This window comes from Priestia aryabhattai, from assembly GCF_023715685.1.
In the GTDB taxonomy this organism is placed as follows: domain Bacteria; phylum Bacillota; class Bacilli; order Bacillales; family Bacillaceae_H; genus Priestia; species Priestia aryabhattai_B.
The window spans coordinates 955333-982130 of the sequence record NZ_JAMBOQ010000002.1 but is presented as its reverse complement, the minus strand read 5'-3'; the positions used below and the strand labels follow the sequence as shown (position 1 = coordinate 982130).

Below are 26798 nucleotides of genomic sequence, written 5' to 3'. Positions count from 1 at the left end.
CGATTCATCTGAGACTCTCAATATTTAAAAAATGAACAATTTTTAAAAGCGGTAGGGCAGGCACATGCAATTGGTGTCGCTAAATTTCTTAATTTACTAAGTAAATCAGTCCCCCAAAAAACACCAACAACTGTTCAGTCACCAGCAAAATCAGAAGCTATTGGCACAGTAAAGGTACTAGTGGGTGATTTGTGGTACTACAACAAGCCTGACTGGCATGCAAAAGTAAGAAAAACTAAAAAAGGCAATGTATTCACAGTCGTTAATAAAACCAAAGTAAATACCGCTTATATGTACCAGTTAATTAGTGGCACATACCTCACAGCTGCACCGAAATATGTGAGGTTTACTAAGAAATAAGTAAACTACAAGCTGTATTGAAATCTAAAGGTTATTGATTAAAGCCCCTGCTCTTAGGAGTAGGGGCTTTTTTATTAAATTTCTTTAAAACCTAATATTTTAACATTGTCACTTACTGTGCCCTCTTTTTTAGCCGCTTCCATTTTGGCTTCCTTCACAAGTTCTTCTTCGTGTGCTAATAGCATAACACTTCCTTGAGAGCTAACTCCATTGACTATTTTTGCGTAATCTACACGGACGTATGGCATATCCATCCCTCCAGCCTTTAATATATAAAATTACTATTTCCTGCTCTTTTACGAAATACCTTCTTTTATCTGTTTTTTAATACCAATGTCTACATAACTGTATTTTTGGCAATATAAATAAGGCAATAAGAATGTGAGGGATCCATAATGGAAAAATTAGAAGATAAGTACGAGAATATTGATTTGAACAAAATTTATGAATACAAAGATTTACCGGATAAAATCGCTGGCCGATGTGATTACTGTGGCAGTGTTAAATTCAAAAGCAGCGTAGGTGGTGGCAAGTTTCTACGCGAATGTACGAATTGTGGGATGAAAAAGAATATCTAAAAAGATAAAACCTCGCTCATATGAGAGAGGCTTTTTTATTTGTTATTATTTCATACTACTAATAGGTACGTTAAAGATGATTAAATAAAAAATAGCTATTGGAATGGACAAGAAATAGGCTAACAAAGGTTTTTTATGATGCAGTAGCAACATAGGAAACATAATACAATTAAATAAAATGGAACATCCAAAATTCCAGCCGTGGCTATATTTGAATAGACCAACAGCATGATAAAAATACTCAACTATTGAATATAAAATAATCCAAAAAATGATATGTAGAATTTTTTTAGTAGTAACATCTTCGGGAAAATTCGAAAGAAATAAGAGTACCAAACAAGGAAAAGTTATGAAGGTTACCAAAAGGCTATTTAAAGTATGGGTCGGTATAAGAGTAGCTTTAAATATCCATAATGAATAATTGTATGTAAGAACTTCATACAATAAAGCAAACATGATCATATATAGAATTGTGGAATGATACTTCCTCCAGTTTTTCCAATCACTCCAACGCCAAGCCGCAAAGATCCATAAAAACAATCCAATTAGACGCATGACATTTCTCCATTTCTATTTTTATAAAATTCTTGTTTGTTAATGATTTCTTGGTAGAGCTCAACAGGAGGCTTGCTTAAGGAGTTCCTTAACAAATTTCAGGTTAATAACAAGAATTAAAAATATAATTGGATAGGCTACCGCTGAATACCAAAGTTTCCATCCGTCTTCATAAAAAAATCAGTTTTTAATATTAACCATTCTAACAAGGTTGAGATTACTGACCAACTAAGTTTGTAAAATATTTGATTCTTATGTGGTTTATATAACGGATAATAATTCAAAAATAATATGCTTATTGGTATAAAGCACAAGAATTCTCCTAACAAACCCATCCATTGGAATCCTCCATCAAAATAAACATACAGCTTGTAATGTAAATCAAGTATAAGATCTGCAATAATACCAAAAAGGGTGGTAGAGTAAAGTTCGATTTTGTATAATCTTTTGGGAACAAAATAGGAAACAAAGTTAAGGGTTATGAAAAAAATATATACAAAAATCAACATGAAATTCTCCTTATAGCATTTGTTCTAGTTATTACCAAATTATACATTTAATATGTATTAAATTATTATTAGGGATGTACGAATTGTGGTATGGAGAAGAACATCTGAAGCAACATTGTGGACATGTGTATTTTAGAGGAGTAAACTTTTAATTAATGGTAGCTTATAGTTGCCGTTAACTTACTACCTTATTCTTACTCTCTTGACCGTATTGTCAAGTAGATTTACATTTGTTATCCTCCCAGATAACAAACAATCCCCTTAGCAAATCCTTTTCTGTTTGACATCAGAAAAGGCGAGCCCTCCACTCATTTGAGTGGGGGCTTTCTTTGTTTCTACGTCTAATTCTTTTACAAAATATTTGTTACATAAACATTTATCTATATTATCGTTACACTTCTGATTTAGAACCTCATTTATGGATAGAGACATGTGTTCCAATAGGAACCATCGGTGATAATTTTATAACATCATGATTATGCATTCTAGTGCAGCCATGTGACACGTTCTTACCAATAGAAGCTGGATTGCTTGTTCCATGTATTCCGTAATGAGGCTTCGATAAACCCATCCAAAAAGCTCCGATAAAGCCTCCCAGATTGTATGCTTTATTAATAATTATATATGTTCCTGAAGGTGTTGGAGTTAACATTTTGCCAACACCAATAGAGTAAACTTTCATCAACCTATTACCATCAAAAAGTCTTAATTGATGTTTGTGGATTGATATGTCAATTGATCGTGCCATAACACCATCTCCAAATAAAGGAATTCAAAATTTATAATATTTTATGAAATTCTTAGGTTTTTGACATTTAATTATAAAAATGCAACAAACTCTTCTTGATTCAATCCACGAGAAGTTAACGTAGGTAGAAACTATGAGAGACAGAATCTTCGCGAATAACTTAGCTCTTTTTTTGGGGAAAATAAGGGATGTAATTTTAAAAAGGAGGTTATAATTTATGTCATTCATATGGATGCTAGTTGTTGGAGGCATTATTGGTTGGTTAGCAGGTTTAATTACAAGGCGTAATATTCCAGGAGGTATTATTGGAAATATTATTGCGGGTTTTATTGGAGCGTGGTTAGGCGGAATAACCCTTGGAGACTGGGGACCGGACATTGGTGGATTTGCTATTATACCTGCTATTATCGGTTCCATTATTTTAGTGTTAATTGTAAGTTTTATTATGAGAAGAATACGTCCTGGCAATCGTAGCCATGCATAATGAATAAGAAAAAACAATAAAAGAGAAGCTTCTTATATTTATAAGGGGCTTTTCTTTTTATGAGAAAGGAAATATTTAAAATATACGTAAGAAAAGTATTAGTTGATTGACAAAAATAATTATAGCTTATGTATTTATTTAATTGCTGCACATGCTAACAAAATCTATAATACAGGTGCTAGTTGTATAAAAGAAAGTGGCCAATAAAAATTGACCACTGACCACATAAATGACCACAAATTAGTAATTAATCATTGCATACCAGTATAAAATAACTAGTCTTTTTAAGGTCATTAAACATCAAACACTTATGATTTAATACACATCATAAGCATGTGAAATATAAGATTTATCTTATTAGTATAAACGAATATAGCTCTCCTAACTTTATAAAATTCCACAAATTCATTTCTTTTAATAAGGGAATGCTGCCAAAACCCCTTCTTATTGTAAGGTTTTTATAAAGCCTAAAATCTATTTACTAGGCCTGTATCAGTTGCCCTTTCTTTTTTTATTCATAGTTTGTATGAAGGAGTGATAGCAATGCAAAACCGTAATAATCAAAATATTAAGGTCATTGATGTTTCTCATCACAATGGAACAATTGATTGGGCAAAAGTGGCGTCGGATGGTGTAAAAGGCGCGTATATTAAATTAACAGAAGGCACAACCTTCTTAGATAAAAAATCATACAATAATTATATAGGAGCAAAAAATGTAGGTTTACGTGTAGGCTTTTATCACTTTGCTCATGCTGATAATGATCCTATTGCAGAAGTTAATTTCTTTTTAAATAAATTGGGCAGCAGGAAGGTTGATTTGCCTCATTGCTTAGATTTGGAAGAAAATAAAGGGAAAACAAAAGCGCAGGTCACAGCCTTTGCAGTTAGGTGGATGGGGTATATTGAAAAGAAAACAAGCATCACACCTATTCTTTACACGGGATATAGTTTTATTAAATCCAATTTTACAAGCGCTGTAGCAAAATATCCGTTATGGGTAGCCCGTTACAGTGGAAGTAACCGTTCTAAAGGATTTGCTAACCCAGGTGATACAGCAATCTGGAATAGATGGGCTATGTTCCAATATACAGATCAAGGAAAAATAAACGGGATTAAAGGCAATGTTGATATCAATGAAATGGATCCGGATTTCTTTAATAGTATTAATACAGGTGTTACGGTGGTGGAAAATAATAAGCCATCAGCACAATTACAGCAAGGTGATATCGGCCTAGTCGTAAAAGAACTGCAGCAAAATTTAACTAAATTAGGATTTGAACTTTCTCAACAAGGAACCTATGGTCAATATGGGGATGAAACAGTTGGAGCTGTTAAAGCCTTTCAAGAAAAGTATGGATTAACGTCAACTGGAAAAGCTGATGAAAAAACATTAGCTAAAATTATGGAATTGCTTAAGGGTGTAAGTAATCTTAAAGAAGAATCATTGCCAAAAGTTACTTCACTGGGCGATAAATATTATTTCCAAGTAAAAGCAAAAAAGGATATTGGGGTCTACAAGTATGCGAATCTAACAGAGAATTTTAGAACAATAAAAAAAGATACGGTATTTAGCGTATACGGCTATACGTATGCAGCATGGGCTGTTCCAGGTGGATTTGTGCAAATGAAGGACGTGGAACCTATCTCAGTTACAATTAAAACAGGTGGGTTAAGTAAAGACATGGAAGCGGAGTTCCGTGCTTTCTTAAAAAATGAAGGAATTAACAGTGAATTAAATGTACATGCAATAGGTAATCCATCAGCTGAACTCACAGCAGCTGGACTTGATTTTGTAAAAGTTAAGCAGTTTTTAGATAAAAAAGGTTGGTACTACAAATAACAAAATAGGTGTTAACAAGAAAGGTTCTATGTATAGTTCGCCTGTAGCAGTCATATTTTTAGTGAACAGCTCATGGAGGGTGAATAAATATGAAAAATACGCAGATTCGAATTGAAACACTATCCTATCACTACGAAAGCATTATGGTGAATGATGAAGTAGAACGCGCGATAAAAAGTATTGAAGTGACATATCGATTATATAAACATAATCATGTTTTAAACGGACATGTAGTACTTTCAGGAGAAGATATTTATGATCTTCAGCGACTGACTCAAGCAGTGGCTGGAAAAATAAAAGCAGAATTAGAAACTACATAAAAAAGCTCCTTTCTTTAAATCTTGGTTTGAGATTTAAAGAAAGGAGCTTTTTTACATTAATTAAACTGCAAAAAGAAGAAATTAAAGTATGTTCTAAATAAAATATATAAATAAAAACCATAGCAACTAAGAGAATTTCTTAAAAACGTAAATTATTTTTGTATTGTACACCTTGTCTTTTTTACCGGTACTCGTATTTTACTATGTGTAAGCAACACGCCGCATAATGTAATGATGCTTCCAACAATGGACACTACACTCGGAATATCTTTTAAAAGTAGCCACGCTAAGAAAAATGACAGCGCGGGAGTTAAGTAAAGAGAAATGGCAGCTTCAGCAGAACCTATACGCGATGTCAGATAGGCGAGTACCATATAGGGAATAACGGTTGGAAATAATCCTAAATATATCACGCTTATCGCTGATCTGACAGAGATATGTGCAAGTTCTGTTTCTAACCCTGGTAAGAAAACAAGCATAGAAATTGTAGCTCCCCAAATACTGTACGTCACAAAAGAAAGGAAACCATACTTTTTTAATAAATTTTTTTGACATACTATATAGATGCTTTCTGCAAGAGCAGCTAGTAGAATCAGTAAGATTCCATTAACTGAGTGTACAAAATTCTCTTTGCTGAAGGTTAAAAGCGCTACACCTGCAAAGCTTACTGCCGATCCAACCCATTTTCTTTTTCCGAACTCCTCATGAAAAAAGAAAATAGCTAAAAAAGAGGAAAAAATAGGAGTAGTCGAGACAAGTAAACTCGCAATACCCGCACTCACTGTTTTTTCTCCAATGTTTAATGCCGTGTGATATACTGTGAAACCTAAAAAACCGAGCACTAAAAGAAGTGGAATATCTTTTATATCAGGCAAGCGCATGCGTGTGGCTATTGCAATAACTAATAGCACTACAGAAGCAATACTTAACCGAACAAAAGCGAGGTGCTGAGGAGAAAACGATTCCAGTCCTATTTGAATAACTGGAAATGCAGAAGCCCATAAGCTAATCATCAGTATATGTAAGAACACAAGACTAAACGTTAATTTCATGCCTATTCATCTCCATTTTTTATTTTGAACCCAACCAGTTTCTATCGTTGTTCCCATGTTAATAAACATTTGATAAAATGTCTTCAACCAGTTTAAAAGCAATTAACCCAACCACTTTAAAAATAGGAGTAAACGTATGAATCAAGAGAACAGTTCAAGTTATCCAAAATACAAGCAAATTATTGATTTTATGAAGGGGAAAATCGCCCGTGGAGAATGGCCGATTGGAAGTAAAATTCCTAGTCAGCGAAAGCTTGCAGCTATGTTCGACGTTAATCGAAGTACGGTCATCACGGCATTAGAGGAATTAACAGCGGACGGTTTAATTGAAGGTAAGATGGGAAGGGGAACAATTGTTATAAATAATACGTGGACACTTTTGGCTACGAATCCGCCCGATTGGAATGTTCATGTGAAATCAGGTATGCATCGTCCGAGTCAAGCAATGGTACAAGATATTAATGAATCCGAATTTAATTCCAACCTTATTCAATTAAGCAAAGGAGAGCTTTCACCTGACATATTTCCTAAAAACAAAATGAAATATGCCGTGAAAAAAGTAGCAGAAAATATGGAGGTTCTCGGATACGAAGAACCAAAGGGGTATTTTCCTTTGCGGAAAGAGTTAAGTATATACATGAAAACGATGGGAATTGAAGCTTCTCCAGATTCTATTTTAATTGTTTCCGGCGCTCTTCAAGCTCTTCAGCTTATTTCGATTGGACTGTTGCAAAAGAACTCTTCGGTTTTGTTAGAAAAACCTTCTTATCTATACTCCTTACATGTATTTCAATCAGCCGGAATGAAACTCAAAGGTCTTTCTATGGATGAGGAAGGAATAAAAGTAACAGCTTTAAAACGTGCCGACCCTCAAGAAGGGCAAGCTATTTTATATACAAATCCATGTTTCCATAACCCGACGGGAACATTAATGTCTCAAAAAAGGCGTCACGATTTGTTGAAAGAGTGTGAGGAACATCAGCTTCCTATTATTGAAGATGATTTATACCGCGAATTATGGCTAAATGAACGACCTCCTTTGCCATTAAAGGCTTTAGATAAAAATGGACACGTGTTATATGTTAGTAGTCTTTCTAAAACATTAAGCCCGGGGTTACGTATCGGATGGATAGTCGGCCCAGAACCAGTCATTGAGCGTTTGGCAGATATTAAAATGCAAACAGATTATGGATCTAGCTCATTATCTCAAAGAGTGGCAGCAGAATGGTTTGAAAATGGCTTATATCAACAGCATATGGAAACTGTACGAACCGAATTGCGAACAAGAAGAAAAGTTATGCTGAATGCTTTAAAAACATACGTAGGAGATTTAGCAACATGGACGAACCCTGAAGGAGGCTTTTTTATATGGGTGCATATCCAACCTTCTATTTCAATGAAATCTTTATACTCTCGTGCTTTAAAAAAAGGAATATTGCTTAATTCTGGAAGTATCTATGCGCAAGAAACCGGCAGTTATCTTCGGCTTTCTTACGCCTATGCCTCTTTACCAGATATCGATAGAAGCATTGAAATTCTTGCTGAACTTATTTGGGAATTGCAAGTATAGTAAAAGGGAACAGCGGATTAACCACTGTTCCTTTTTACTTCTATCAAACTCTTTGTGAATTGTCTCAACCTGTTTTCTTCGTATGAAAAATTTCAAGTAATAACTGACTATATATTACCGTCTATAAACACGTCTTATCTTTTATGGCAAAAATAATAAGTTAAGAAGATTTTTAATTTACTTTCTGTACGCTTTACATGTAAATCATGAATTGTTTTAACTACGTAATCATTATCAAACATTTTCAACACCTCAATTATTGTTAAGTTTCCTGTTTGTTATAGTTTATGAAATAATCAGACGCATATCATCCGCCATCAGCTGTAACTTTACGGTTTATCTTTTACAACTAAAGGCTGAAACGTACGCTCATGATTGAACGCACGAATAACAGAATATGCAAAAAAAAGAAAAGTGTGCTTGTTTTGTTTTAAAAAAGGCTATATCTCTAAAAAAAGAAAATTGTCACACACATTCATGAATATGTATCTACTAAGTAAAAAGACTTTTTTAGTTGGCAGGATTGAAGGTGAAAAGATGGATGAATTATTTAAAGACCTTGATGTGTACAGAACGCAAGAAGAAATGAAGCAGTATTTTGAACATACGCAGCAAATGATTCATCAAAACAGAGAGTATATAAAATTAGCCAGACTTAAAAAAGGGCGTTTCAAAAAGTTTTTTGAAGAGTTTTATCCGCTTTATTGTTTCAGCCAATCTTCTTATTGTCCAAGGAATTCAAAATTGAAGCTTATTATTGGAAGTCAAGGATACGACGGATTGATTCTTCAGCCGGATGGTACTGAAAAACGAATTGAAATTACTTCTTACAAAGATGGGAAACTGGAATTTGAAGATGCACAGAGGGTCAATTCAGGAAATCTTGCTCTACCCCGTATCCAGACGGAAGGTTCTGTAGAAGAGTATATAGAAAAAGTACTAGAAAACATCCAAAAAAAGAGCAAAAAAGATTACAGTGGAGCATCCATTCTATTTGTTGTACACACGTTTCATTATTTTGAAGCCTACGGGAAAAGTTCAGCCGCCTTTATTCGTACCTTAAAACAAGAGATGCAGAATACTGATTTTCGAGCGGAGGAAATTTATTTATTGGAATTAAGCCAGCCAGAAAGTGAAAGTGTTAAGCAAAACATTCATTTCATTAAATAAGAAGACAGGCCGCAGATGTTGCGGCCTATCTTCTTTTATGATAATAAAACTCTTTTAATACAGGTGGATGATTTTGAAAATTACAACAATTAAGTGCTATAATTTAAGTATGAATATGCATTCAGAGGAGGAAAACCAATGGATTTAGCTTATAGAGAGAAAGCGTACGAATATGCCAAAAGATTCGAATCCAGCTATGACGATTATGATGAACGCTATAAGGTGCACAATAATCCGACGGTGTGGCGATTTATGTCGCTGTCTGATTTTCAAGGTTTATTGGAAAACAATGCGCTTTTTTTCGCAAAACCTGGTGCATTTTTGGATCCTCTTGAAGGATGCTCTTCGATGTGGAACATAGAAGAGTTGAGAGAAAAAGGCGAACGTCATAACCGCACCTCTAGAACCTATATAAGAAAAATTCATGAATTTTCTGCTGTTTCATCCTGGCATATCAATGAGTACGAAGCTGCTGGAATGTGGGACCTATATTTAAAAGGGAATGATGGTATAGCTATTAAAACCACCTATGAAAATTTATTATGCAGTATTAAAGATTTACGTTATAAAATCTTCTCCGGTAAAGTACAGTACATAGACTTCCAAAAAGAAATGGTCAGTCACTCTGTATATGATACGTTATTTTACAAGCGAAAGTCCTATCAGCATGAAAATGAATTGAGGCTGGTTATTATAGCAAGTCGTATACATGCCTGGAAGCTGCAAAAGCTATTCGAAATTCAAGGTATCTCCGCAAATCAATGGCAAAAACGAATGGACATCCTTGAAAAAAGATCGTATGAGTTTTCTCATGAGTATGGTAATCTCCTTACATGTAATTTACATCAGCTTATCAATGAAATTTACGTATCACCAAGAAGCGCTCAAAGCTGTGTAGATAAAGTAAAAGCCCTTACTAAGAAACACGGACTCGCTTATAAAAAGGTTATTCAGTCTGACTTATATAAGGACTATATTTATTAAATGTTTACACTCTTTGAAAATAGGTAAATCAGTAGTAAAAGATGTTTTCAAGGAGGAATACTATTATGCCTTACAATTCATTAAAAGAATTGCCTGATGGAGTAAGAGATAATCTTCCTCATCACGCTCAGGAAATTTATAAAGAAGCATTCAACTCAGCTAGTGATGAATACAAAAAAGAAGCTACCGCTCACAAAGTTGCTTGGAATGCGGTGAAAACGAAGTACAAAAAAGATGATAATGACAAATGGGTAAAAAAATAGCGATAAAAGAGCCTAAAGTAAGTTTTAAGTCATTTACTGCGGGTACACATTCTATGTAAGGTCAATACAAGAAAGGAGAGACTGTATACATGCATTGTTTTACAGCGACTTCAAGAAACGTATTGAGCACCTTAGAAGGAAGATTTGCTTTGATTACAAAAGGCACATTGGTAAACAATCGTTATACTAAGTGCTAGGCTGTCTAATCAAGACAGAATACTCGACTATTCAAACGTAAAATCCAGTATAAAAAAGAAGATGCGCCTTAAGCACATCTTCTTTTTTTGTTCACTCTATTTTCACTGCCTTTTTGTACTTCGTCTTATTTTTACGCATAAAGTAATAAAAAGGAGGGGGTTCTGCTGTTTGATTATGAACAGGGGTTAACGATTCACCGAAAAGATGCTACTCAAAAGACTGCAGCGACCAATGCTGAAGCTTACGAAAAAATAGACTGGAAACAAGTGAAATCAGAACAAAATCTTGCGGATTACCAATCTCTTGTACGCGTACCTTTTCCTGTGATTTCTAAAAAAATCAGCTGTATCCTGTATGGGATTTAAGAAAGTACGCTTTTTTATTTGAATAATCCATACCTGCTACTGTCCATCCTAAACTGTGGGAACAAGGGAAATTAAATGTACAAGCTGGCTTATATCAAGTAACTGAAAACATCTTTCAAGTAAGAGGCTTTGATATGGCCAATATTACGTTTGTTAAAGGGAAAACGGGATGGATTGTTATTGACTGTTTAACATCCAAAGAAACAGCAGAAGAAGCGCTTAAACTAGTAAACCATCACTTTGGAAAACACCTTATCAAAGCAGTTATCTTCTCTCATTCCCATATGGATCATTACGGCGGAGTTCTAGGGATATTACCTGACTCATCACAAAATAAACCTAGTAAAGTTTATGCTCCTGCTGGGTTTATGGACGCTATTATCGATGAAAACGTCACGGCGGCAGTAGCAATGACACGAAGAAGTCAATACATGTATGGTATTCGACTGCGACGAGATGAAAAAGGCTTAATTGACAACGGTATCGGAAAAGAAATTTCGTTTGGAACAATTACACTCATCAAAGGAATAGAAGAAATTCGTCCTTCGGAACATAATTCTTATGTGAGTAAGAGAATTGATGGCGTCTCATTTCAATTTCAGCTTACGCCAGGGACGGAAGCACCTGCTGAAATGAACATCTATATTCCTAGTGAAAAGTCTCTGTGTATTGCAGAAAACTGTACGGCGACTCAGCACAACCTTTATACACTCAGAGGAGCAAAAGTAAGAGACGCAGCAGCATGGGCAAGATACTTGCAGCAAGCAATTGATTTATTCGGCCAAGAATTAACAACGCTATTCGGCGTACATAATTGGCCAAGGTTCGGGAACCAATCGTGCATCGCATATATAGAAAATCAACGAGATGTTTATCAGTATATTCATGACCAAACTTTAAGACTGATGAATCAAGGATATACCATTGATCACGTCGGCCGAATGATGAGGCTACCAGAAACCCTATCTCAAGAATGGTATACAAACGGCTTTTATGGAACGGTTAACCACAATGCAAAAGCAGCTTATCTGCGCTATATGGGCTGGTATAACAGTAACCCAGTTGATTTAAATAAACTGTTTCCCGAAGAATCAGCTAAAAATATGTAGAGTATATGGGCGGAGCGGACAACATTATCACAAAAGAAGTATGGGATACACTTCCTTTGAAAAATATTTTAGAACTATTTAGCATTCGCGTAGATGGATTAAAGGCAGGAGCATGTAACTACCGTATATTGTTTGCCATACCAGATCGTAATGAGGTAGCTCTCACAGAACTTAAGCATGGAATCTTTAGGTATCTTGGAGATACGCGAAAGAAAGCTGAGGTGACGGTAACGATGTGGCAAGATACCTTATATCGACTCACAACTACAAATGATCACTCTTATAGTTCAGTCATAGTTGTTCAAGGAGATAAATCAAAATGGGATTTCTTTTTGTCTTGTCAGGATTCTATCGATACAAACTTTAATATTGTGACACCTGTTTCTAAAAAATAGAGTACCTGCCTACAACTCAGAAAGTACATCGTTTACTTTTTGTTCAAAACAGCTGTCGCATGTGAAGATTTCTTTTTCCTGAAAAGATGTTAGCCTTTCTCCGCAGATGGAACAGCATTCTATATAGTAATTGCTTCGCTCTTGTTCTTTTCTTTCATTTAACATAGCACTTTCCTCCTTTGTAGTATAAATAGTTTGTCTTATTTCTTTAAGTATATACTAATATCAGCCTATGCAGGGAATATAAGGCTTGCTAATGCAGATTATTTATAAAATAAAAGCGTTTTAAAACAGTCGAAATTGGCACAGGAATTGCATGTTAAATTATTGAGAAATTTCAATGATTAATATGGGGTGAACAGAATGTCCATTACAAAAACAGCTAGTGAATTAAAAAAAGAACAGGAGCAAGAACAGGAATCACTTAATTTATTTTTATCTACTCAAACCGTTATTCAAGAAGCGCTTCAAAAACTAGGTTATGGTGAAGAAGTGTACCATTTATTGAAAGAACCGCTGCGCATGATGACGGTTCGTATTCCCGTTAAAATGGATAACGAATCGGTAAAAGTATTTACCGGCTACCGCTCTCAGCATAATGATGCTGTCGGACCTACTAAAGGAGGCGTGCGCTTTCATCCTGAAGTAAATGAAGAAGAAGTAAAAGCATTATCCATTTGGATGAGTTTAAAATGCGGGATTGTCGACCTTCCGTATGGCGGCGGTAAAGGCGGAATTGTATGCGACCCAAGAAACATGTCTTTTGGTGAACTAGAACGACTCAGCCGCGGCTATGTAAGAGCTATCAGTCAAATAGTTGGACCTACTAAAGATATCCCTGCACCAGACGTCTATACAAACTCTCAAATTATGGCGTGGATGATGGATGAATATAGCCGACTCCGTGAGTTTGATTCTCCTGGTTTTATTACTGGAAAACCCATCGTACTAGGAGGGTCTCAAGGACGTGAAACCGCAACGGCTAAAGGAGTAACCATTTGTATTGAAGAAGCTGTCAAAAAGAAAAGCCTTAACTTGCAAGAAGCGCGGATTATTATTCAAGGGTTCGGAAATGCCGGCAGTTTTCTCGCTAAGTTCATGCATGATGCAGGAGCAAAAGTAATTGGCATTTCAGACGCATACGGTGCTCTTTATGATCCGCTTGGTCTTGATATTGATTACCTGCTTGATCGACGAGACAGTTTTGGTACCGTAACTAATTTATTTACGAATGTGATTACAAACGAAGAGCTATTAGAACAAGAATGTGATATTTTAGTACCCGCAGCAATTTCTAATCAAATTACTGTCCGTAACGCGGATCGCATCAAAGCCTCTATTGTAGTAGAAGCAGCGAACGGGCCGACTACGCTTGAGGCCACGCGCATTTTAGATGAAAAAGGTGTGCTTTTAGTGCCAGATATTTTAGCAAGTGCTGGAGGCGTAACGGTTTCATACTTCGAATGGGTGCAAAATAATCAAGGCTACTACTGGTCTGAAGAAGAAGTAGCTTACAAATTACGTAAAGTAATGGTAGATTCATTTGAAACTATTTATCAAATCGCTCAAGAAAATGATGTAGATATGAGACTAGCCGCTTACATGGCTGGAATCAAAAAATCAGCTGAAGCTTCCCGTTTCCGCGGCTGGGTATAAGATAAAAAAACGATTTGGACTACATGTTCCAAATCGTTTTTTATTTGACAAAACTGCCAAATAATTAAAAGAAAAACTGCTAAAAAAACAAACATGCTTAAAAAATTGGCATATTTATCACCACCCCAGTGATAAGCAAAACAATTGACAGTGAGAATGATTTTCAATTATTCTATATACAAGACATATACATACCTATACTAATAAATTGAATGTAGAAAAGGAGACGGAAAGTATGAGCGTATTAGATATTATTAAAAGCAGAAGAACGATTGGAGCTATGCAAGACAAAGACGTATCAGAAGATGCTATCAACCTTATGTTAGAAGCCGGCACGTGGGCTCCTAACCATAAAAAGACAGAGCCTTGGAAGTTCCGAGTGATTACAGGGGATTCACGTATTCGTTTAGGAGACGAAATGGAACGTATTATGAAGCAAAAAACTGCCCACCTAAGTGAAGAAGAAGCGTTTAAAAAAACAACAAAAGCTAAAAAAGGCCCGCTTCGTGCTCCTGTCATTATTGCTGTAGCAGTAAGTCCTTCTGGAAAAGTCCCAGAAATTGAAGAAATCTCCGCCGTAGCAGCAAGTATACAAAATATGCTATTGGTAGCGGAAGAACAAGGTTTGGCGACAATTTGGAGAACGGGTGAAATTGTCTACCAGTCAGAACTGAATGACTTTTTATCTCTAGAAGACGGCGATAAGCTCTTAGGATTAATTTACGTCGGTCACCCTAACAAAGAAGGTTCATCAAAACGTATTCCGTATCAAGATAAAACGATTTGGTATCGTTAAAAAGTTCTTCCTATGTTTCTATAAATACTAAAATAAAAAAGGCAGTCACTCATACGTTGAGGGCTGTCTTTTTTATTGTTTTTAAAAGTCGCACAAAGAAACTTAGCGCAAACATTCGGTATTCCCTTGTAACGAATGTGTGTTTTATAATAACAGTAAAAAGAGTTATTATATTACAATTTATCTTATTATTGGATTTGTTTTTATCGTGATTATGGGTATCTTATATGTTCTAGTTCAAAAGATGAAAGAAGGAGAGGAAGGTACATCATTGTCAATGTTAGTTGCTATTGTTGTAGCAGCAGCAGCAATTTGTGCTTTTATTGGTTTACCTGCAGCAGTTCTTTTTAGTGCCTTATGGGGAATAACCTATGCTTTACCTAACCTTATAAGTGTTAATCACTTTCAAGACTTGTTTTCGCTGTCTTTTTTAGCAATAGGCTTAGTATTTGTCGTAGAGATCTTTTTTAACGGAATATTTTTAGGGATAGTAAGACACTTTAAATTACCAAAAGCTTTTGTACTTGCGTTTAAAACTTTTGTATATACAGAACTACTATATATACTGTCCTTACATCTGTTTTCAAGTATTCAAATAACTTTTCTAGGAGCCCTTGTCGTTGCCACTTTTATCGTTCTAATAGAAAGTATTGTAGAAGATCTGTATAGAAAAAGAACAAGGCACGAGAAAGAAAGTGCGGCTAAACTTTGAAGCATTTAGTGATCACTCAATGCTTATACAAAATTTAATAATACAAAAAGGTAGCGGCTTATCTAATAAGCTTCTACCCTTTTTTTGTGTTTTTTATAAAGAATTACAACTTTTTTGACCATTTTTCACAAAATGTAAAACTATTCCTGTTTTGAAACGTACTAGATATAGGAGAAATTTACGAAGATGAATGCAATAAGAGAGTTAACTATCTTTGTTACCAAAAATAAAGAAACATACTTCGAGGTGAAGACGTGAACAATCAACATGTTTTAAAGGTGAAAAACCTAACGAAAGTTTATAAAGGAGAGGGTTACGAAGTCACTGCACTAAATGACATATCCCTTAAGTTAGGCGTAGGAGAAATGGTTGCTGTTATGGGAACGAGTGGTTCAGGGAAAAGTACACTGCTAACCATTTTAGAGGCACTGGATGAACCAACTAGTGGAACTATTAAATTAAGCAGAAGCAACTTATTTATTAATAAAGGCACACAAGAACGAGAGCGCCTTAAAGGTGGCCCATCGTATAAAATCGTATAACAAGGACTTACGCATTGATATAGCTGAACAAGATGCAAGTGTGCAAAATAATCTACAATCCTTACATACTTTTATTATTGTTTTATCCGTATTGGTAGTAATTATTAAGTCACCACCCCGATAATCCGACGATAATAAACGTAAACAGATTTAATTTTATAAACACTTTCATATATAATGTCCCCCTTAGTTGCGACTAGTAAAAAATAAAAAATTGCTGCTTAATTTCTTGGAACAGGGGAGAGGTAGTAATAAATATCATATTCTTTATCAATATGGGGGACTACTTCAGTATCGGTACGAGTTTCAATTGTCATATCAGATTTTGTTGGTGTACCGGCATAAAAATCATATTTTACACCTTTTGGGGTCGTTATTTCACTAGTGATATCTGTATCACCCTTTGATTGTTTTATGATAGCTGGATTCCCATTAAAATACCAACGGATTTTTTAATCCTTTTGAGTTAATGTAGCTGTTCCTACACCTATATTCGATTTTTCTTTAATTGTATAGATAACAATCTTTTCATTATCTACGTATTTACTTTCACCGATAATATCTTGTATTCCTGTAGACTCTTTCTTTGCATTTTCAAAGGCTTCATCTTCACTTGAATAGAATTCTCCGTCTTTTTTACCGTTTACTTTCGTTTCTGAACAAGCCGTTAGTATACTTGCTGACAGTAGAGCTACGAGTAATACAGAATATAACTTTTTCATACAAACCCCCATTTTATTAATTTCTTTAATTTTAATCTTAATATAAATAGTTAAAATAATCCATATATAGGTAAGATGAAACGTTTCTTCAAAGTAGGATGTTAAAAGATATATTGAATAGTATAATAATGGTAAAAAGAACTATACAGTACTATTTATTATGATTTTTGTCGTATCTATTGCGGGAGGATTGGCATTAAACAATACATTTAAATATGCTATGTTAATTGCAGTGGGGATAGGAACGGTATTCCTTGGGTGTTCTACATTATTTGCCGCAAAAAACTACAATAACTACAATAGTTCAAAGACGCAGTAAAGACAATTGCTGTGTCTTTGAAGTCTTAGATGATAAAGAAGTTTTTAAGGGAAAAAAGTTCTAGATTTATAGTGAATCTAATTACTTATACTGAAGAAATTCATCCTGAGACACCGCTTATACATTATCCGTTTGTATGCGGAGATGTTATTTCTTTAAAGAAAGAGTCCTGAATCATTTGGTGAAATGAGCATATATACATAATGTAATAATTACATAGTTAAGGTGGTAGACGGCTAACGGTACATTGTATAAATGTATAAATCGACTTGAATTAAATGTTTTGAGTGCTTTTTAAACTTAGCAACATAGTTAAATGCCACTTTTATAACCACTTTTAATATGTCTCTAATAAAATAAGAAACCATTGTTTTAATTGAAAATTTTATAAGAAAGAGGGAAGTGATGGACGTTCAAAAGGTAGCAAACTTATTTTTAATTTTTGTCATAATTGCAGCAGGCATTTCATTGGTAATTGGCTTTGTTGTTTCTATGAAAAGTACAAACTATAAGAAGGGATATATAAGTACCTTTATATCCAGTGTTTTCTTTTTAATAGTTATTGTAAGTTGGTACAATAAAGCATCTTCAAACGTTTTTATGGGAACAATACCTTGGATTTTAAATGTTATCGCCGTCATTATTGTGTTACCACTATATTTGTTGGTTGCTCGCTTTATATTTAAAAAAGTTACAAAAGGACAAAAAGGAACAAATAAAAAGATTAGCGGTTAAAATACAGGATCAATCTTCATATTTTCATCGTTTTTTCTAATCTTCATGATTTTAAATAAATGAAGATACACCAAATACATTTTTATCAATATCCTGTTAGAGAAAGTGATTGATATCATTTTCTGTAAAGGAGAGAACGTCTATGATTAAAGTTAACCAACAAATTGTGAAAATAAGTGATTTAAATAATAGTTCGTTAACAAAAGAAAAAGCTGATATTTTAAAACAAATGGATGCCTATAGAGAAGTGTATGAGTATGCTACATTTGACCAGCTTGATTTTGATATATCTGTTAAATTGCAAATTATTGAATCAGCTGTGCTGCTGCGTAAAAGCGGTGCAAGATTTGCTACGTTTGCACGTTCTAGGTGTAACGAAAAGTATTGGAAACGAACCGATAATGGAGGATTTCAGCTATTGCCTACAGTTTCTCCTAATAAGGCCATTGATGATATTTTTTACAACGGACACGAATATGCGTTTGAATGCGCAATGGCTGTTATAATCATCTTTTATAAAGCCGTATTAAACAATATCGGAAAAGAAAACTTTAACCGGCTTTTTGCTGATCTTTACTTACACGATTGGCAATACAATGAAGACCTTGAGCTTCATGGCCACAAAGGATCTGATTACTTGCCCGGAGACTGTGCGTATTTTAAAAATCCTGATTATAACCCTGATACTCCCCAGTGGAAAGGTGAAAACACTATTGTATTAGATGAAACCTTATATTTTGGCCATGGAATAGGAATTACGACGCGTGAAAGAATTATTGAAGTGTTAAATTTGAAGCGAAAAGAAGATGCGAAGCGCTCAGCTTATCTGTCAGATGAAATTGTCAGGCTTCACACCGCTCACCTCAGTTATTTTGCAGTTAGATACGAACCTGTTGTTTGGTACGACAGAAACAGCGCTATTATTTCCACTATTGGATCGATTACCTATGTAGCTTGAATGTTCAAAGTTTAATACTTTGGTCTTTTTTTATAAAAAGAAAAGAATTACATGAAGGTAAATTTAAGAATTCAAAAGGATTTTATGTGTAAAAGAAGAATCCATTTAATACACAGGTCTTAAAACTAAAAGGAGAGGAGGAGATTATCATTAAAAATCGTGATAAAAGACGCAAGAGAAAACGCGGTGCCTTAAAGGATTACTTGAAAAATAAGCTTGGTCAGCTAAAACCGAAGCCAAACAAAGGACCTGTCTCAAATTTAAAGTCTTCTGCTTAAAAAATCCCCCTAGTTTTTATATAGGGGGATTTTTCTTTTGAATTTTCTTTTATTTTAATGTTTAAGTGTTATGAGTGGAATTTAAAGATTGATTTTTACACAATAGACATTGAGTAGTTTATCTAATACGACAACGTAAGGAGAGATTAGACAATGGAAGACACGATTCTAAAACATATGGATGTTGTAAGAGGGATTACGACTAGTGTCCTAGAAAAAACAACAGAAGAGGCAGCGGACATCACACCAAAAGGATTCAACAATAATATTCGCTGGAATCTCGGACACATTGCCTTTATTCAAGAAAAACTTGTTTTTGGCTTAGCGGGTGAACCAATGCAAACGCCAGAGAGTTACGAAAGCTTTTTCGGGGCAGGAACAAAACCTGCTGATTGGACGGAGACTCCTCCTTCTCTTGAAGAAATTGCGAATGTATTAAGAGACCAAGCGAGTCGTATTAAAGAGTTTATGCCCCAGCAGTTTAACAAGCAGCTGATCACACCTTTTACAAATAAAGCCGGCATCAACTTTACAACAGTTGACGAAACGTTTTTATTCAGCTTTTATCACGAAGCGATGCATGTAGAAACAATTAAGCAAATTAGGAAAGCTGCACAATAAGGAAGTAAAAAAGAATAAATCACATATTCTTTATAACTATTTTACATAGCGTCTATGCATATACTAATCCATACAGCGCATAAGATGTAACATGAGCTGCTTTTCCTAATGCAGTTCGCAAGGAGGTGACAACGTGAAATTTCTTTCAGGTTTAACGACTCTTCTTGTGATTTTAGGCGGTTTAAATTGGTTAGCTGTAGCATTAGGTGTGAATGTAGTAGAAGAGCTATTTGGCTCTTGGGATTGGTTAGTAACAACGATTTATTGGTTAGTCGGCCTGTCTGCTCTTTATCAAATTTTTGATAAGTTTTTCGGAACAGGAGCGAGTGTCAAAAGCAAAGCGCTATAATAAATATTATTTTTTATTATCTCTTTAGGGAGTTTGAATGTATATTCAAACTCCCTTTTTTATGGACAAAAGACGTGACATCTTTACAAAACAAGGTAAAATAAGGTAATGACTAAAAAGTAGGAGGAATAGGATGGAGCTTTGGGGTGTAGTACCTATCTTAGTGTTTGGACTTCTTTATATAGGAATTATTGCTGGCATTATAGCTGTTGTGGTTATAGTGTTAAAACGAATGAAAGAGAGAAATCAATATCTACGTGAAATACGAGATGAGCTGAGAAATCAAAACAAGACGAATGTAGCAGAAAATAAGGAGTAGAAGAGGGTCAGATAGATGAAGAAAAGTGTACTTCCTATATTTTTTATCGTAAATCTTTTTTTTATTTACTGTTTATTATTTAATCAAGGATACATCTTTCAGCTAAAGAATCTACCTTACATATGGGCAATTTATTTACTTCTTGGCATCTTTTTAGCTTTTTATTATATACTGCGATCCAAAACAAAAAGAGAAGGACAGATCTTGCTTTCAATCGGCATTTTAACTACAAGCATTAGTTCACTTGGCTGTTTGGTTTTTTTTTATTTCTTTTATCACGCGATGGGCGGATAAGAAAGAGTACCAAAAGCAGAGGCTTTCGCTAAAGCCTCTGCTTTTTATATGGTAGATCTATTGTATAATGAAAAAAAGAAATGGATGCAGGAGGGGAAATATGCGAATTGTTTCGCTTTGTCCAAGCAATACAGAACTAATGGCGTATTTAAAATGTGAGCACTTGCTCGTAGCAATTGATGATTATTCCGATTGGCCGCAGTCTATTCAAAATCTGCCGCGTTTAGGTCCCGATTTATCGATTAATATAGATGCTGTGGAAGAAGCTAAACCAGATTTAGTCCTAGCGTCACTAAGCGTTCCTGGAATGGAGCGAAATATTGAAGAATTAAAAAAACGAAAGCTTCCTTACGTCTTGTATAACCCTAATTCACTAGAAGATATTCGTCAAAACCTACAGGATTTAGGTCAGCGATTAAACATCGAGACAAAAGCAGCTGAACTGTTAAAGCGTTATGATCAGTTTCTTTCTACATATAAAGGGATTGCACGTCAAATTGACAAAAAAGCCACTGTATACTGGGAATGGTGGCCAAAACCTGTCTTTACTCCTGGCAAAGCAAACTGGCTGACTGAAATTAGTGAATTAGCGGGAGGAGCAAATATATTTGCTGATCACAAAGAAGCAAATGTACAGAGTGATTGGGAAGAAGTGCTCAAAAGAAATCCGGATCATGTGTGTCTGGCTTGGGTAGGGGTACAGAAAAACAAAGTGAATCCGACCATTTTACACAAAAGGCCGAACTGGTCTGACATGTCTGCAATAAAAGAACATCGCGTATATGTACTAGAAGAATGGCTGTATTGCCGTCCTTCACCTCGGTTGCTGTTGGGATTAAAAAAACTCGCGCCGCTTCTTCATCCAGATACGTTTCCTGCATTTGACGGTAAGGACCCCTTATTATAAGAAAAAGGAGCGATACATATGAAAGATATTGAACAAATAAAACATACCATTCAACACCGCTATCCTTTTTTACTTGTTGATAGCATCTTGGAACAAGAAGAAGGAAAGCTTGCGATAGGGATAAAACAAGTAACAGCAAATGAACCTTTTTTTCAAGGTCACTTCCCGGACTATGTGGTAACGCCAGGGGTACTTATTGTCGAAGCTCTTGCTCAGCTAGGTGGATTTGCCATGGCCCCTAATGACCAACAAAAAGGAAGACTTGCTTTTTTAGCAGGAATAGATGAATGTCGTTTTAAGCGTCAAGTCAGACCAGGAGATACACTTCGCTTAGAATTTGAGATTCTCAAGCAGCGCGGAAAGATTGTGAAAGGAAAAGGAAAAGCATTTGTGGACAGCGAATTAGCTTGTGAAGCGGTCATTACCTTTGCTCTTGATGTATAATACAAACGCCTTTGTAGAAAAAGCAGCTGATGTTAGCAAGATGAAAACTATCAATTTAAAAAAGAAAATAATTCAGGATAAAGCGTATCGAGAAAACCGCCTTATGACATAAGGGCGGTTTTTTTATAAATACCTTAGTTAAACTTCCTTTTGATGAAAGAAGAAACGGGGTATAGAAGAAAAAAGGGAGAGGGGAGAACATTGACGGAAGTTGTTGTATTACTTGCACTTTTGGGTACGTATATAGGCATCTCACTACTTGTCTACAAACGGAAAAGAACGAATCCATTTTTCTACAGCATTTACTTTTATTTAGCTACCAGCGTCATTTTGATTTGCTTGGTTATCTTTTGGCTTCAGCTTCGTGTTGGACTCACTGATGAGCAAGTAGGAGGGTTGCTCATCAGTGTAGTTGCATTCTTTTTGCTTATTTATGGTTTGTTAAAAACAAAACAAAAAGACAGGTAGCCGATGCTATCTGTTTTTATTTATATTCATGTTATATATTTTTATCAATTGTAGTGTCAATTCGATGGATCTCTTCATATAATAAAGATAACAGCTTTCTTTTGCAGGTTAGTTGACATCGTAGCTTATAACTCGCTATTCTTTTGATAATTCATTTTGTGAAAGGAAGTGGACGTATGGATGCATCCCGTATTATAGCTAAGTTAGAAAATCGGATGCCGACAATCCTTGGGATGGAGCAGTTTTCTCGCTTCGGTATTCTTGTTCCGCTTATTGAAAAACAAGGGGAACTACATGTTTTATTTGAGGTAAGAGCGCTCGATTTACGAAGACAGCCCGGAGAAATTTGTTTTCCAGGAGGGCGTGTTGAAAAAACGGATGCAGACGAAAAAGAAACGGCTATCCGTGAAACATCTGAAGAGTTAGGCATTACGTCTGAATCTATTCAGCAAGTACAAGCTTTAGATTATATTGTTTCTCAATTTGGAACGATTATTTATCCTTATGTAGGTTTTGTTGATGAGTCGCTTGAACTTCGACCGAATCCTTCGGAAGTAGCAGAAGTATTTACCGTGCCTCTTTCTTTTTTTCAGCGTACCGAACCTGATATACACAATATTCATTTCAGAGTAGAACCCGAACATAATTTTCCTTATGACGCCATTATTGGTGGTGAAAATTACAATTGGCAAACAAGAGAGATGGAAGAACATTTTTACTACTACGAAGATCGCGTTATATGGGGACTGACAGCAAAAGTGATTTATCATTTAGTACATGTATTAAATGATAAGTAAAAAGCAGCGAATACGCATTCGCTGCTTTTTTATATTAAATAGATTGAATAGCCTCTGTGATAGGCGTATCACCTGAAACTAAATCAAAAGAACGTCCAAATGTATGATCTTCACTTAACGTTTCTACTACAACACGCGCTACATCTTCACGAGGAATTGATCCGCGCTCTTTGTTCTCACCGGCATCTACACGTCCTGTTCCTGGTTCGTTTAACAATCCTCCTGGGCGAACAATTGTATATGTTAATCCGCTTGCTTCTAAGATTTTATCTGCATAATGTTTAGCTACATAGTAAGGAATTAATGATGTATTCCAGTTTTCACGGTGATGTGCTTGAAGTGCACTTACCATCACAAATCGTTTAATACCTAAATCTTCTGCAGCTTCCATCGCTTTTACCGCACCATCTAAATCAATTAAAAGTGTCTTATCATGACCTGTGCTTCCGCCTGATCCTGCGCTAAAGATAACGGCGTCACAGCCTTTCATCACTTCCTTAATTTCATGTACAGTGCCTTCTAAGCTTGCAACAGCCGTTTCAACACCTCTTGCTTCAAGTTCTTTTGCTTGTTCTTCTTTACGAACCATCGCACGTACAGTGTGTACATCACTTTCACTCAAGATATTTACAATATGTTTGCCTACTTGACCATTCGCACCAATTACAAGAACTTTCATGTCTAAATTTGCTCCTTTCAAATCCAAATACTTATATATTATTGTTTCATATTCACCGTTTCCATTCAACAAATGAGCTCAAAATCCGGTGAATAAGGGGAAAGTAAGAAAATATATTAAAAAAATGAAAAACAAGAAATAAAAACTAATTTAAAAACAATAAAAGGAAAAAAATAGTTCGTTAAACCCAGTGTCTGAACTATTTAAATTTTGTAAATTTTTCTCAAACCCTTGGTAATACAATGTTTCTTAAAAACAGTACCTCTTTTAACATTTCCCGATACAACCTATATAAACACATTTTGATAATTTTAAACTTTTACTTCGGAAAAATTTTTTGTTATTATGTTTTAGTCATTAAAATATTTACGAATGTAATATTTAGTCCGAGCGGACAAAAGGAGAGGATAAAATGAACACATTACAATACTTAGTCGCAGAACGTGCAGAGATTTCTCCTCAACATGAAGCACTAGTTGAACATAATGAACGTTATACATTTAATGAATTTCATGAAAAAGTAAATCAGTTGTCTCATTATTTCTTAGAGAAAGGAATTGAAAAAGGAGATCGCATCGGTATTTTAGCTCATACAAGCATCGCTTACCCAGTTGTAACGATGGGTATTCTACAAGTAGGAGCCGTGGTTGTTCCCCTAAGTAAAAGTATGACTCCTTATGAACTGGATAGCATTATTACGAGCGGACAATTAAAAGCGGTTATCCACCACAATGAATTTACATCTGTGTTAGAAAAAGCAGAACAAACGGCTCAACTGAGCTTTACGTTAAAAATTGAGGATGCAAAAGAATTTACCACTCAATTCTCAGCTTATAATACAAACACACCAGAAGCGCTTCCTGAAGTACTCCCTGAAGATCTAGCATTAATGATGTTCACATCAGGTACAACAGGCAAATCAAAAGGGTGTATGATTGCACACGGATCCGTAAGTGCCTTTTTAAACTCTGGCGGACAGGAAGAACGTGCAAATATCGATAAAAGCATGCGCTATTTGTTTGTTCATCCATTCTTCCACATGAGTTCTATGAGCATTTTATTTATGTGCATTAATACAGGGAACACAATGGTATGTTCTGAAGAAACAGATCCAGCTAAAGTAATTGAGGTAATTGAAAAAGAAAACATTAAAATGCTGTTTGCACTACCACCAGCATTAAAATACATCGTAGAAGAGCTTGAAAAAGGAGCTCACTATAATTTCCCTCTAAAACTTGCTGTGTCAGGCGGAACAAAAGTATCAGAGTCTCTAATCGAACAATATGACCGTAATGGAATGATTTTAGCTCAAGGATACGGAAGCACAGAAGCGTGGATTATCAGTTCATGGCATCCTCAAATGGGATGGAAGAAAGTAAGCTCAGCTGGAAAACCAGCTCCATATGTAGAAGTTAAAATTGTAGATCCAGATACACGCCAAGAAGTGTCAACTGGAGAAAAAGGTGAAGTGCTTGTACGAAGTCCTTATCTTTTTAAAGGCTACTGGCAAAATGAAGAGGCAACAAACGCTGTCTTGCAGGATGGCTGGTTAGCGATGGGTGATGCAGGTCGATTGGATGAAGATGGATTTCTTTATATCGAAGGACGCTACAAAGATGTAATTGTATATGGAGGAGACAATATCTACCCAGATCAAGTAGAAGAAGTTGTCTTAGCAGCAGACGGTGTATTAGAAGCCACAGTTGTCGGTATGCCTGACGATGTGTACGGTGAAGTTCCATATGCATTTGTTGTTAAACAAGAAGCATCCACTTTAACTGAAGAAGATGTAGTGAATTTCTGTAAAGAACGATTAGCATCATATAAAGTACCAACTGTTGTATTTGTTTCTTCACTTCCTAAAAACAGCGTAGGAAAAGTGTTGAAAAACGAAGTAAAAAAACAAGCATTAGCACATGCATAATAAAAAAAGCGGCTTTTATAGCCGCTTTTTTTATATTTATTGCTGTAATTTTTGAGATATTTTTTTCATAATGTGAAAGTATTGATCTCTTTCTTCTTCTGATAAGTGTGAAAGTAGATCTGACCAAAAATCGACACGTGTAGCTTGCAATATTTCGACAACTTTTTCGCCTTTTTCCGTCAGCTCTACCCATACGCTTCGGCGGTTTTGCTTTTTATAAATACGATTCACAAGCTCATCATCTTCTAATTGATTTAATACAATGGTGATAGCACCGGGTGAGAGACCGAGTACTTTTGTGATATCGCTAACAATACAGCTTTTTTTATCGTGAATTGTCTTTAGGATTGCCTCTTTTGTTGAAGTTAAATGATAGGGAAGCAAATCATATTTCTCACCGATTACGGTGTTTTTATATTTTAAAAGAGCTTCTTTTACATGATCTATACTTTCTAGCTGATGACTAATCTCTTCTTTGCTATAACGTTCAGTCAAGCGTAAATCCTCCTCATAAAACAAATTCCATTTTTACCATTATACCATGTATAATGCCCATAGAAAAATGAACAACACTGCGAAAATTGTCAGAAAAATTTAAAAATAATTACCATAATTCGTTAAAAAATCCTTGTTTTCGTGCTATTATATATAAGAATAGTAATATTAGGAAACGTATACAACATATGTTTTCTGAAAAATGGGGTCTATGAACATCAATCCGCTTTATCTCATGTGTTGAACAAAGAAAAAAATATAAAAAATGGTGATTATTCACT

34 protein-coding genes are annotated in these 26798 nt (G+C 35.2%); 26 read left to right on the top strand and 8 right to left on the bottom strand.

Annotated features, from left to right (window positions below; all coding sequences use genetic code 11):
* The first annotated feature begins 69 nt into the window (after positions 1-69).
* Entirely contained in the window at positions 70-360 is a 291-nt protein-coding gene (locus M3225_RS29910) for a DUF5776 domain-containing protein (RefSeq protein WP_374109826.1), read from the top strand.
* Positions 361-434: 74 nt separating this feature from the next.
* On the opposite strand, the gene M3225_RS11955 is transcribed toward M3225_RS29910, so the two are convergent.
* Positions 435-608: a hypothetical protein gene (locus M3225_RS11955; protein WP_251393798.1), complete on the bottom strand. Its 174-nt coding sequence runs from the start codon at positions 606-608 to the stop codon at positions 435-437.
* A gap of 147 nt (positions 609-755) precedes the next feature.
* On the opposite strand from M3225_RS11955, the gene M3225_RS11950 reads away from it, so the two are divergent.
* Positions 756-938, top strand: coding sequence for a hypothetical protein (locus M3225_RS11950; protein ID WP_251393796.1), 183 nt, complete (start codon positions 756-758; stop codon positions 936-938).
* 45 nt (positions 939-983) lie between these two features.
* On the opposite strand, the gene M3225_RS29905 is transcribed toward M3225_RS11950, so the two are convergent.
* Positions 984-1493 carry a CBO0543 family protein gene (locus tag M3225_RS29905; protein WP_374109821.1) on the bottom strand — a complete coding sequence of 170 codons (510 nt, stop codon included), beginning with the start codon at positions 1491-1493 and terminating at the stop codon, positions 984-986.
* Between the two features lie 921 nt (positions 1494-2414).
* Entirely contained in the window at positions 2415-2750 is a 336-nt protein-coding gene (locus M3225_RS11945; RefSeq protein WP_251393787.1) for a L,D-transpeptidase, read from the bottom strand.
* Positions 2751-2967: 217 nt separating this feature from the next.
* On the opposite strand from M3225_RS11945, the gene M3225_RS11940 reads away from it, so the two are divergent.
* The 3 genes from M3225_RS11940 to M3225_RS11930 all read left to right on the top strand — a co-directional run bounded on the left by M3225_RS11940 (position 2968) and on the right by M3225_RS11930 (position 5396).
* A complete protein-coding gene (locus tag M3225_RS11940; protein ID WP_251393785.1) occupies positions 2968-3234 on the top strand; it encodes a GlsB/YeaQ/YmgE family stress response membrane protein in 267 nt (88 codons plus the stop codon).
* Positions 3235-3777: 543 nt separating this feature from the next.
* Complete coding sequence (locus tag M3225_RS11935) at positions 3778-5076, top strand: GH25 family lysozyme (protein WP_251393763.1); 1299 nt, start codon at positions 3778-3780, stop codon at positions 5074-5076.
* Positions 5077-5165: 89 nt separating this feature from the next.
* Entirely contained in the window at positions 5166-5396 is a 231-nt protein-coding gene (locus tag M3225_RS11930; protein ID WP_251393742.1) for a hypothetical protein, read from the top strand.
* Between the two features lie 152 nt (positions 5397-5548).
* Here the strand turns inward: M3225_RS11930 and M3225_RS11925 are convergent, their stop codons facing one another.
* Positions 5549-6448: a DMT family transporter gene (locus M3225_RS11925; protein WP_251393727.1), complete on the bottom strand. Its 900-nt coding sequence runs from the start codon at positions 6446-6448 to the stop codon at positions 5549-5551.
* A gap of 136 nt (positions 6449-6584) precedes the next feature.
* On the opposite strand from M3225_RS11925, the gene pdxR reads away from it, so the two are divergent.
* The 6 genes from pdxR to M3225_RS11895 all read left to right on the top strand — a co-directional run bounded on the left by pdxR (position 6585) and on the right by M3225_RS11895 (position 12502).
* Positions 6585-8018, top strand: a complete 1434-nt coding sequence (gene pdxR / locus M3225_RS11920; RefSeq protein ID WP_251393725.1) for a MocR-like pyridoxine biosynthesis transcription factor PdxR — start codon at positions 6585-6587, stop codon at positions 8016-8018.
* Positions 8019-8555: 537 nt separating this feature from the next.
* Positions 8556-9188, top strand: a complete 633-nt coding sequence (locus tag M3225_RS11915; protein WP_251393723.1) for a hypothetical protein — start codon at positions 8556-8558, stop codon at positions 9186-9188.
* Between the two features lie 138 nt (positions 9189-9326).
* A complete protein-coding gene (locus tag M3225_RS11910; RefSeq protein WP_251393715.1) occupies positions 9327-10172 on the top strand; it encodes a DUF2971 domain-containing protein in 846 nt (281 codons plus the stop codon).
* Positions 10173-10237: 65 nt separating this feature from the next.
* Positions 10238-10435 (top strand): ChaB family protein, encoded by a 198-nt coding sequence (locus M3225_RS11905; protein WP_251393707.1) that lies wholly within the window; start codon positions 10238-10240, stop codon positions 10433-10435.
* Positions 10436-11132: 697 nt separating this feature from the next.
* Positions 11133-12107, top strand: coding sequence for an alkyl sulfatase dimerization domain-containing protein (locus M3225_RS11900; protein ID WP_251393698.1), 975 nt, complete (start codon positions 11133-11135; stop codon positions 12105-12107).
* 5 nt (positions 12108-12112) lie between these two features.
* Positions 12113-12502: an alkyl sulfatase C-terminal domain-containing protein gene (locus M3225_RS11895; protein ID WP_251393689.1), complete on the top strand. Its 390-nt coding sequence runs from the start codon at positions 12113-12115 to the stop codon at positions 12500-12502.
* A gap of 9 nt (positions 12503-12511) precedes the next feature.
* Here M3225_RS11895 and M3225_RS11890 read toward each other — a convergent pair whose 3' ends face one another.
* A complete protein-coding gene (locus M3225_RS11890) occupies positions 12512-12667 on the bottom strand; it encodes a hypothetical protein (RefSeq protein ID WP_251393674.1) in 156 nt (51 codons plus the stop codon).
* Between the two features lie 198 nt (positions 12668-12865).
* Between M3225_RS11890 and M3225_RS11885 the strand changes: the two genes are divergently transcribed.
* The 4 genes from M3225_RS11885 to M3225_RS29825 all read left to right on the top strand — a co-directional run bounded on the left by M3225_RS11885 (position 12866) and on the right by M3225_RS29825 (position 16208).
* Entirely contained in the window at positions 12866-14158 is a 1293-nt protein-coding gene (locus tag M3225_RS11885) for a Glu/Leu/Phe/Val family dehydrogenase (RefSeq protein ID WP_251393671.1), read from the top strand.
* A gap of 235 nt (positions 14159-14393) precedes the next feature.
* Positions 14394-14954: a nitroreductase family protein gene (locus tag M3225_RS11880; RefSeq protein WP_251393669.1), complete on the top strand. Its 561-nt coding sequence runs from the start codon at positions 14394-14396 to the stop codon at positions 14952-14954.
* A gap of 271 nt (positions 14955-15225) precedes the next feature.
* The gene (locus M3225_RS11875; protein WP_251393667.1) at positions 15226-15666 is read left to right on the top strand and encodes a hypothetical protein; all 441 of its coding nucleotides are present in this window, start codon (positions 15226-15228) and stop codon (positions 15664-15666) included.
* 254 nt (positions 15667-15920) lie between these two features.
* Positions 15921-16208, top strand: coding sequence for an ATP-binding cassette domain-containing protein (locus M3225_RS29825; protein WP_251393656.1), 288 nt, complete (start codon positions 15921-15923; stop codon positions 16206-16208).
* A gap of 452 nt (positions 16209-16660) precedes the next feature.
* On the opposite strand, the gene M3225_RS11865 is transcribed toward M3225_RS29825, so the two are convergent.
* Positions 16661-16930: a hypothetical protein gene (locus M3225_RS11865; RefSeq protein WP_251393653.1), complete on the bottom strand. Its 270-nt coding sequence runs from the start codon at positions 16928-16930 to the stop codon at positions 16661-16663.
* Between the two features lie 724 nt (positions 16931-17654).
* Between M3225_RS11865 and M3225_RS11860 the strand changes: the two genes are divergently transcribed.
* The 10 genes from M3225_RS11860 to M3225_RS11815 all read left to right on the top strand — a co-directional run bounded on the left by M3225_RS11860 (position 17655) and on the right by M3225_RS11815 (position 23419).
* Positions 17655-17984: a hypothetical protein gene (locus tag M3225_RS11860; RefSeq protein WP_251393651.1), complete on the top strand. Its 330-nt coding sequence runs from the start codon at positions 17655-17657 to the stop codon at positions 17982-17984.
* Positions 17985-18126: 142 nt separating this feature from the next.
* Positions 18127-18942 (top strand): protein-glutamine gamma-glutamyltransferase, encoded by an 816-nt coding sequence (locus M3225_RS11855; RefSeq protein ID WP_251393650.1) that lies wholly within the window; start codon positions 18127-18129, stop codon positions 18940-18942.
* Between the two features lie 431 nt (positions 18943-19373).
* Positions 19374-19841, top strand: coding sequence for a DinB family protein (locus M3225_RS11850; protein ID WP_251393648.1), 468 nt, complete (start codon positions 19374-19376; stop codon positions 19839-19841).
* Positions 19842-19974: 133 nt separating this feature from the next.
* Positions 19975-20190 carry a DUF378 domain-containing protein gene (locus M3225_RS11845; protein WP_013057146.1) on the top strand — a complete coding sequence of 72 codons (216 nt, stop codon included), beginning with the start codon at positions 19975-19977 and terminating at the stop codon, positions 20188-20190.
* Between the two features lie 133 nt (positions 20191-20323).
* Positions 20324-20509, top strand: coding sequence for a hypothetical protein (locus M3225_RS11840; protein WP_251393639.1), 186 nt, complete (start codon positions 20324-20326; stop codon positions 20507-20509).
* A gap of 15 nt (positions 20510-20524) precedes the next feature.
* Positions 20525-20803 carry a hypothetical protein gene (locus M3225_RS11835; RefSeq protein WP_251393631.1) on the top strand — a complete coding sequence of 93 codons (279 nt, stop codon included), beginning with the start codon at positions 20525-20527 and terminating at the stop codon, positions 20801-20803.
* 100 nt (positions 20804-20903) lie between these two features.
* Positions 20904-21710 carry an ABC transporter substrate-binding protein gene (locus tag M3225_RS11830; protein ID WP_251393623.1) on the top strand — a complete coding sequence of 269 codons (807 nt, stop codon included), beginning with the start codon at positions 20904-20906 and terminating at the stop codon, positions 21708-21710.
* A gap of 18 nt (positions 21711-21728) precedes the next feature.
* A complete protein-coding gene (fabZ, locus tag M3225_RS11825; RefSeq protein WP_251393614.1) occupies positions 21729-22154 on the top strand; it encodes a 3-hydroxyacyl-ACP dehydratase FabZ in 426 nt (141 codons plus the stop codon).
* A gap of 201 nt (positions 22155-22355) precedes the next feature.
* Positions 22356-22622, top strand: coding sequence for a hypothetical protein (locus tag M3225_RS11820; protein ID WP_251393605.1), 267 nt, complete (start codon positions 22356-22358; stop codon positions 22620-22622).
* Between the two features lie 176 nt (positions 22623-22798).
* The gene (locus tag M3225_RS11815; RefSeq protein ID WP_251393603.1) at positions 22799-23419 is read left to right on the top strand and encodes an NUDIX hydrolase; all 621 of its coding nucleotides are present in this window, start codon (positions 22799-22801) and stop codon (positions 23417-23419) included.
* Between the two features lie 34 nt (positions 23420-23453).
* Here M3225_RS11815 and M3225_RS11810 read toward each other — a convergent pair whose 3' ends face one another.
* Positions 23454-24098 carry an SDR family oxidoreductase gene (locus M3225_RS11810; protein ID WP_251393591.1) on the bottom strand — a complete coding sequence of 215 codons (645 nt, stop codon included), beginning with the start codon at positions 24096-24098 and terminating at the stop codon, positions 23454-23456.
* 412 nt (positions 24099-24510) lie between these two features.
* Between M3225_RS11810 and M3225_RS11805 the strand changes: the two genes are divergently transcribed.
* Positions 24511-26022 carry a class I adenylate-forming enzyme family protein gene (locus M3225_RS11805; protein WP_251393589.1) on the top strand — a complete coding sequence of 504 codons (1512 nt, stop codon included), beginning with the start codon at positions 24511-24513 and terminating at the stop codon, positions 26020-26022.
* 36 nt (positions 26023-26058) lie between these two features.
* On the opposite strand, the gene M3225_RS11800 is transcribed toward M3225_RS11805, so the two are convergent.
* Positions 26059-26517, bottom strand: coding sequence for a MarR family winged helix-turn-helix transcriptional regulator (locus M3225_RS11800; RefSeq protein ID WP_013057155.1), 459 nt, complete (start codon positions 26515-26517; stop codon positions 26059-26061).
* Between the last annotated feature and the right edge of the window lie 281 nt (positions 26518-26798).

Bases quoted from the DNA above. Each gene is read 5' to 3' on its own strand.
- M3225_RS11925 (WP_251393727.1), bottom strand. From the start codon at position 6,448: ATGAAATTAACGTTTAGTCTTGTGTTCTTACATATACTGATGATTAGC.
- M3225_RS11805 (WP_251393589.1), top strand. From the start codon at position 24,511: ATGAACACATTACAATACTTAGTCGCAGAACGTGCAGAGATTTCTCCT.
- M3225_RS11855 (WP_251393650.1), top strand. From the start codon at position 18,127: ATGATTAAAGTTAACCAACAAATTGTGAAAATAAGTGATTTAAATAAT.
- M3225_RS11810 (WP_251393591.1), bottom strand. From the start codon at position 24,098: ATGAAAGTTCTTGTAATTGGTGCGAATGGTCAAGTAGGCAAACATATT.
- M3225_RS11885 (WP_251393671.1), top strand. From the start codon at position 12,866: ATGTCCATTACAAAAACAGCTAGTGAATTAAAAAAAGAACAGGAGCAA.
- M3225_RS11900 (WP_251393698.1), top strand. From the start codon at position 11,133: ATGGCCAATATTACGTTTGTTAAAGGGAAAACGGGATGGATTGTTATT.
- M3225_RS29905 (WP_374109821.1), bottom strand. From the start codon at position 1,493: ATGCGTCTAATTGGATTGTTTTTATGGATCTTTGCGGCTTGGCGTTGG.
- M3225_RS11935 (WP_251393763.1), top strand. From the start codon at position 3,778: ATGCAAAACCGTAATAATCAAAATATTAAGGTCATTGATGTTTCTCAT.
- M3225_RS11865 (WP_251393653.1), bottom strand. From the start codon at position 16,930: ATGAAAAAGTTATATTCTGTATTACTCGTAGCTCTACTGTCAGCAAGT.
- M3225_RS11955 (WP_251393798.1), bottom strand. From the start codon at position 608: ATGCCATACGTCCGTGTAGATTACGCAAAAATAGTCAATGGAGTTAGC.
- M3225_RS11835 (WP_251393631.1), top strand. From the start codon at position 20,525: ATGAAGAAAAGTGTACTTCCTATATTTTTTATCGTAAATCTTTTTTTT.
- M3225_RS11915 (WP_251393723.1), top strand. From the start codon at position 8,556: ATGGATGAATTATTTAAAGACCTTGATGTGTACAGAACGCAAGAAGAA.
- M3225_RS11905 (WP_251393707.1), top strand. From the start codon at position 10,238: ATGCCTTACAATTCATTAAAAGAATTGCCTGATGGAGTAAGAGATAAT.
- M3225_RS11840 (WP_251393639.1), top strand. From the start codon at position 20,324: ATGGAGCTTTGGGGTGTAGTACCTATCTTAGTGTTTGGACTTCTTTAT.
- M3225_RS11940 (WP_251393785.1), top strand. From the start codon at position 2,968: ATGTCATTCATATGGATGCTAGTTGTTGGAGGCATTATTGGTTGGTTA.
- M3225_RS11945 (WP_251393787.1), bottom strand. From the start codon at position 2,750: ATGGCACGATCAATTGACATATCAATCCACAAACATCAATTAAGACTT.
- M3225_RS11930 (WP_251393742.1), top strand. From the start codon at position 5,166: ATGAAAAATACGCAGATTCGAATTGAAACACTATCCTATCACTACGAA.
- M3225_RS11850 (WP_251393648.1), top strand. From the start codon at position 19,374: ATGGAAGACACGATTCTAAAACATATGGATGTTGTAAGAGGGATTACG.
- fabZ (WP_251393614.1), top strand. From the start codon at position 21,729: ATGAAAGATATTGAACAAATAAAACATACCATTCAACACCGCTATCCT.
- M3225_RS11815 (WP_251393603.1), top strand. From the start codon at position 22,799: ATGGATGCATCCCGTATTATAGCTAAGTTAGAAAATCGGATGCCGACA.
- M3225_RS11950 (WP_251393796.1), top strand. From the start codon at position 756: ATGGAAAAATTAGAAGATAAGTACGAGAATATTGATTTGAACAAAATT.
- M3225_RS11895 (WP_251393689.1), top strand. From the start codon at position 12,113: ATGGGCGGAGCGGACAACATTATCACAAAAGAAGTATGGGATACACTT.
- M3225_RS11830 (WP_251393623.1), top strand. From the start codon at position 20,904: ATGCGAATTGTTTCGCTTTGTCCAAGCAATACAGAACTAATGGCGTAT.
- M3225_RS11880 (WP_251393669.1), top strand. From the start codon at position 14,394: ATGAGCGTATTAGATATTATTAAAAGCAGAAGAACGATTGGAGCTATG.
- M3225_RS11860 (WP_251393651.1), top strand. From the start codon at position 17,655: ATGGACGTTCAAAAGGTAGCAAACTTATTTTTAATTTTTGTCATAATT.
- M3225_RS11910 (WP_251393715.1), top strand. From the start codon at position 9,327: ATGGATTTAGCTTATAGAGAGAAAGCGTACGAATATGCCAAAAGATTC.
- M3225_RS11890 (WP_251393674.1), bottom strand. From the start codon at position 12,667: ATGTTAAATGAAAGAAAAGAACAAGAGCGAAGCAATTACTATATAGAA.
- pdxR (WP_251393725.1), top strand. From the start codon at position 6,585: ATGAATCAAGAGAACAGTTCAAGTTATCCAAAATACAAGCAAATTATT.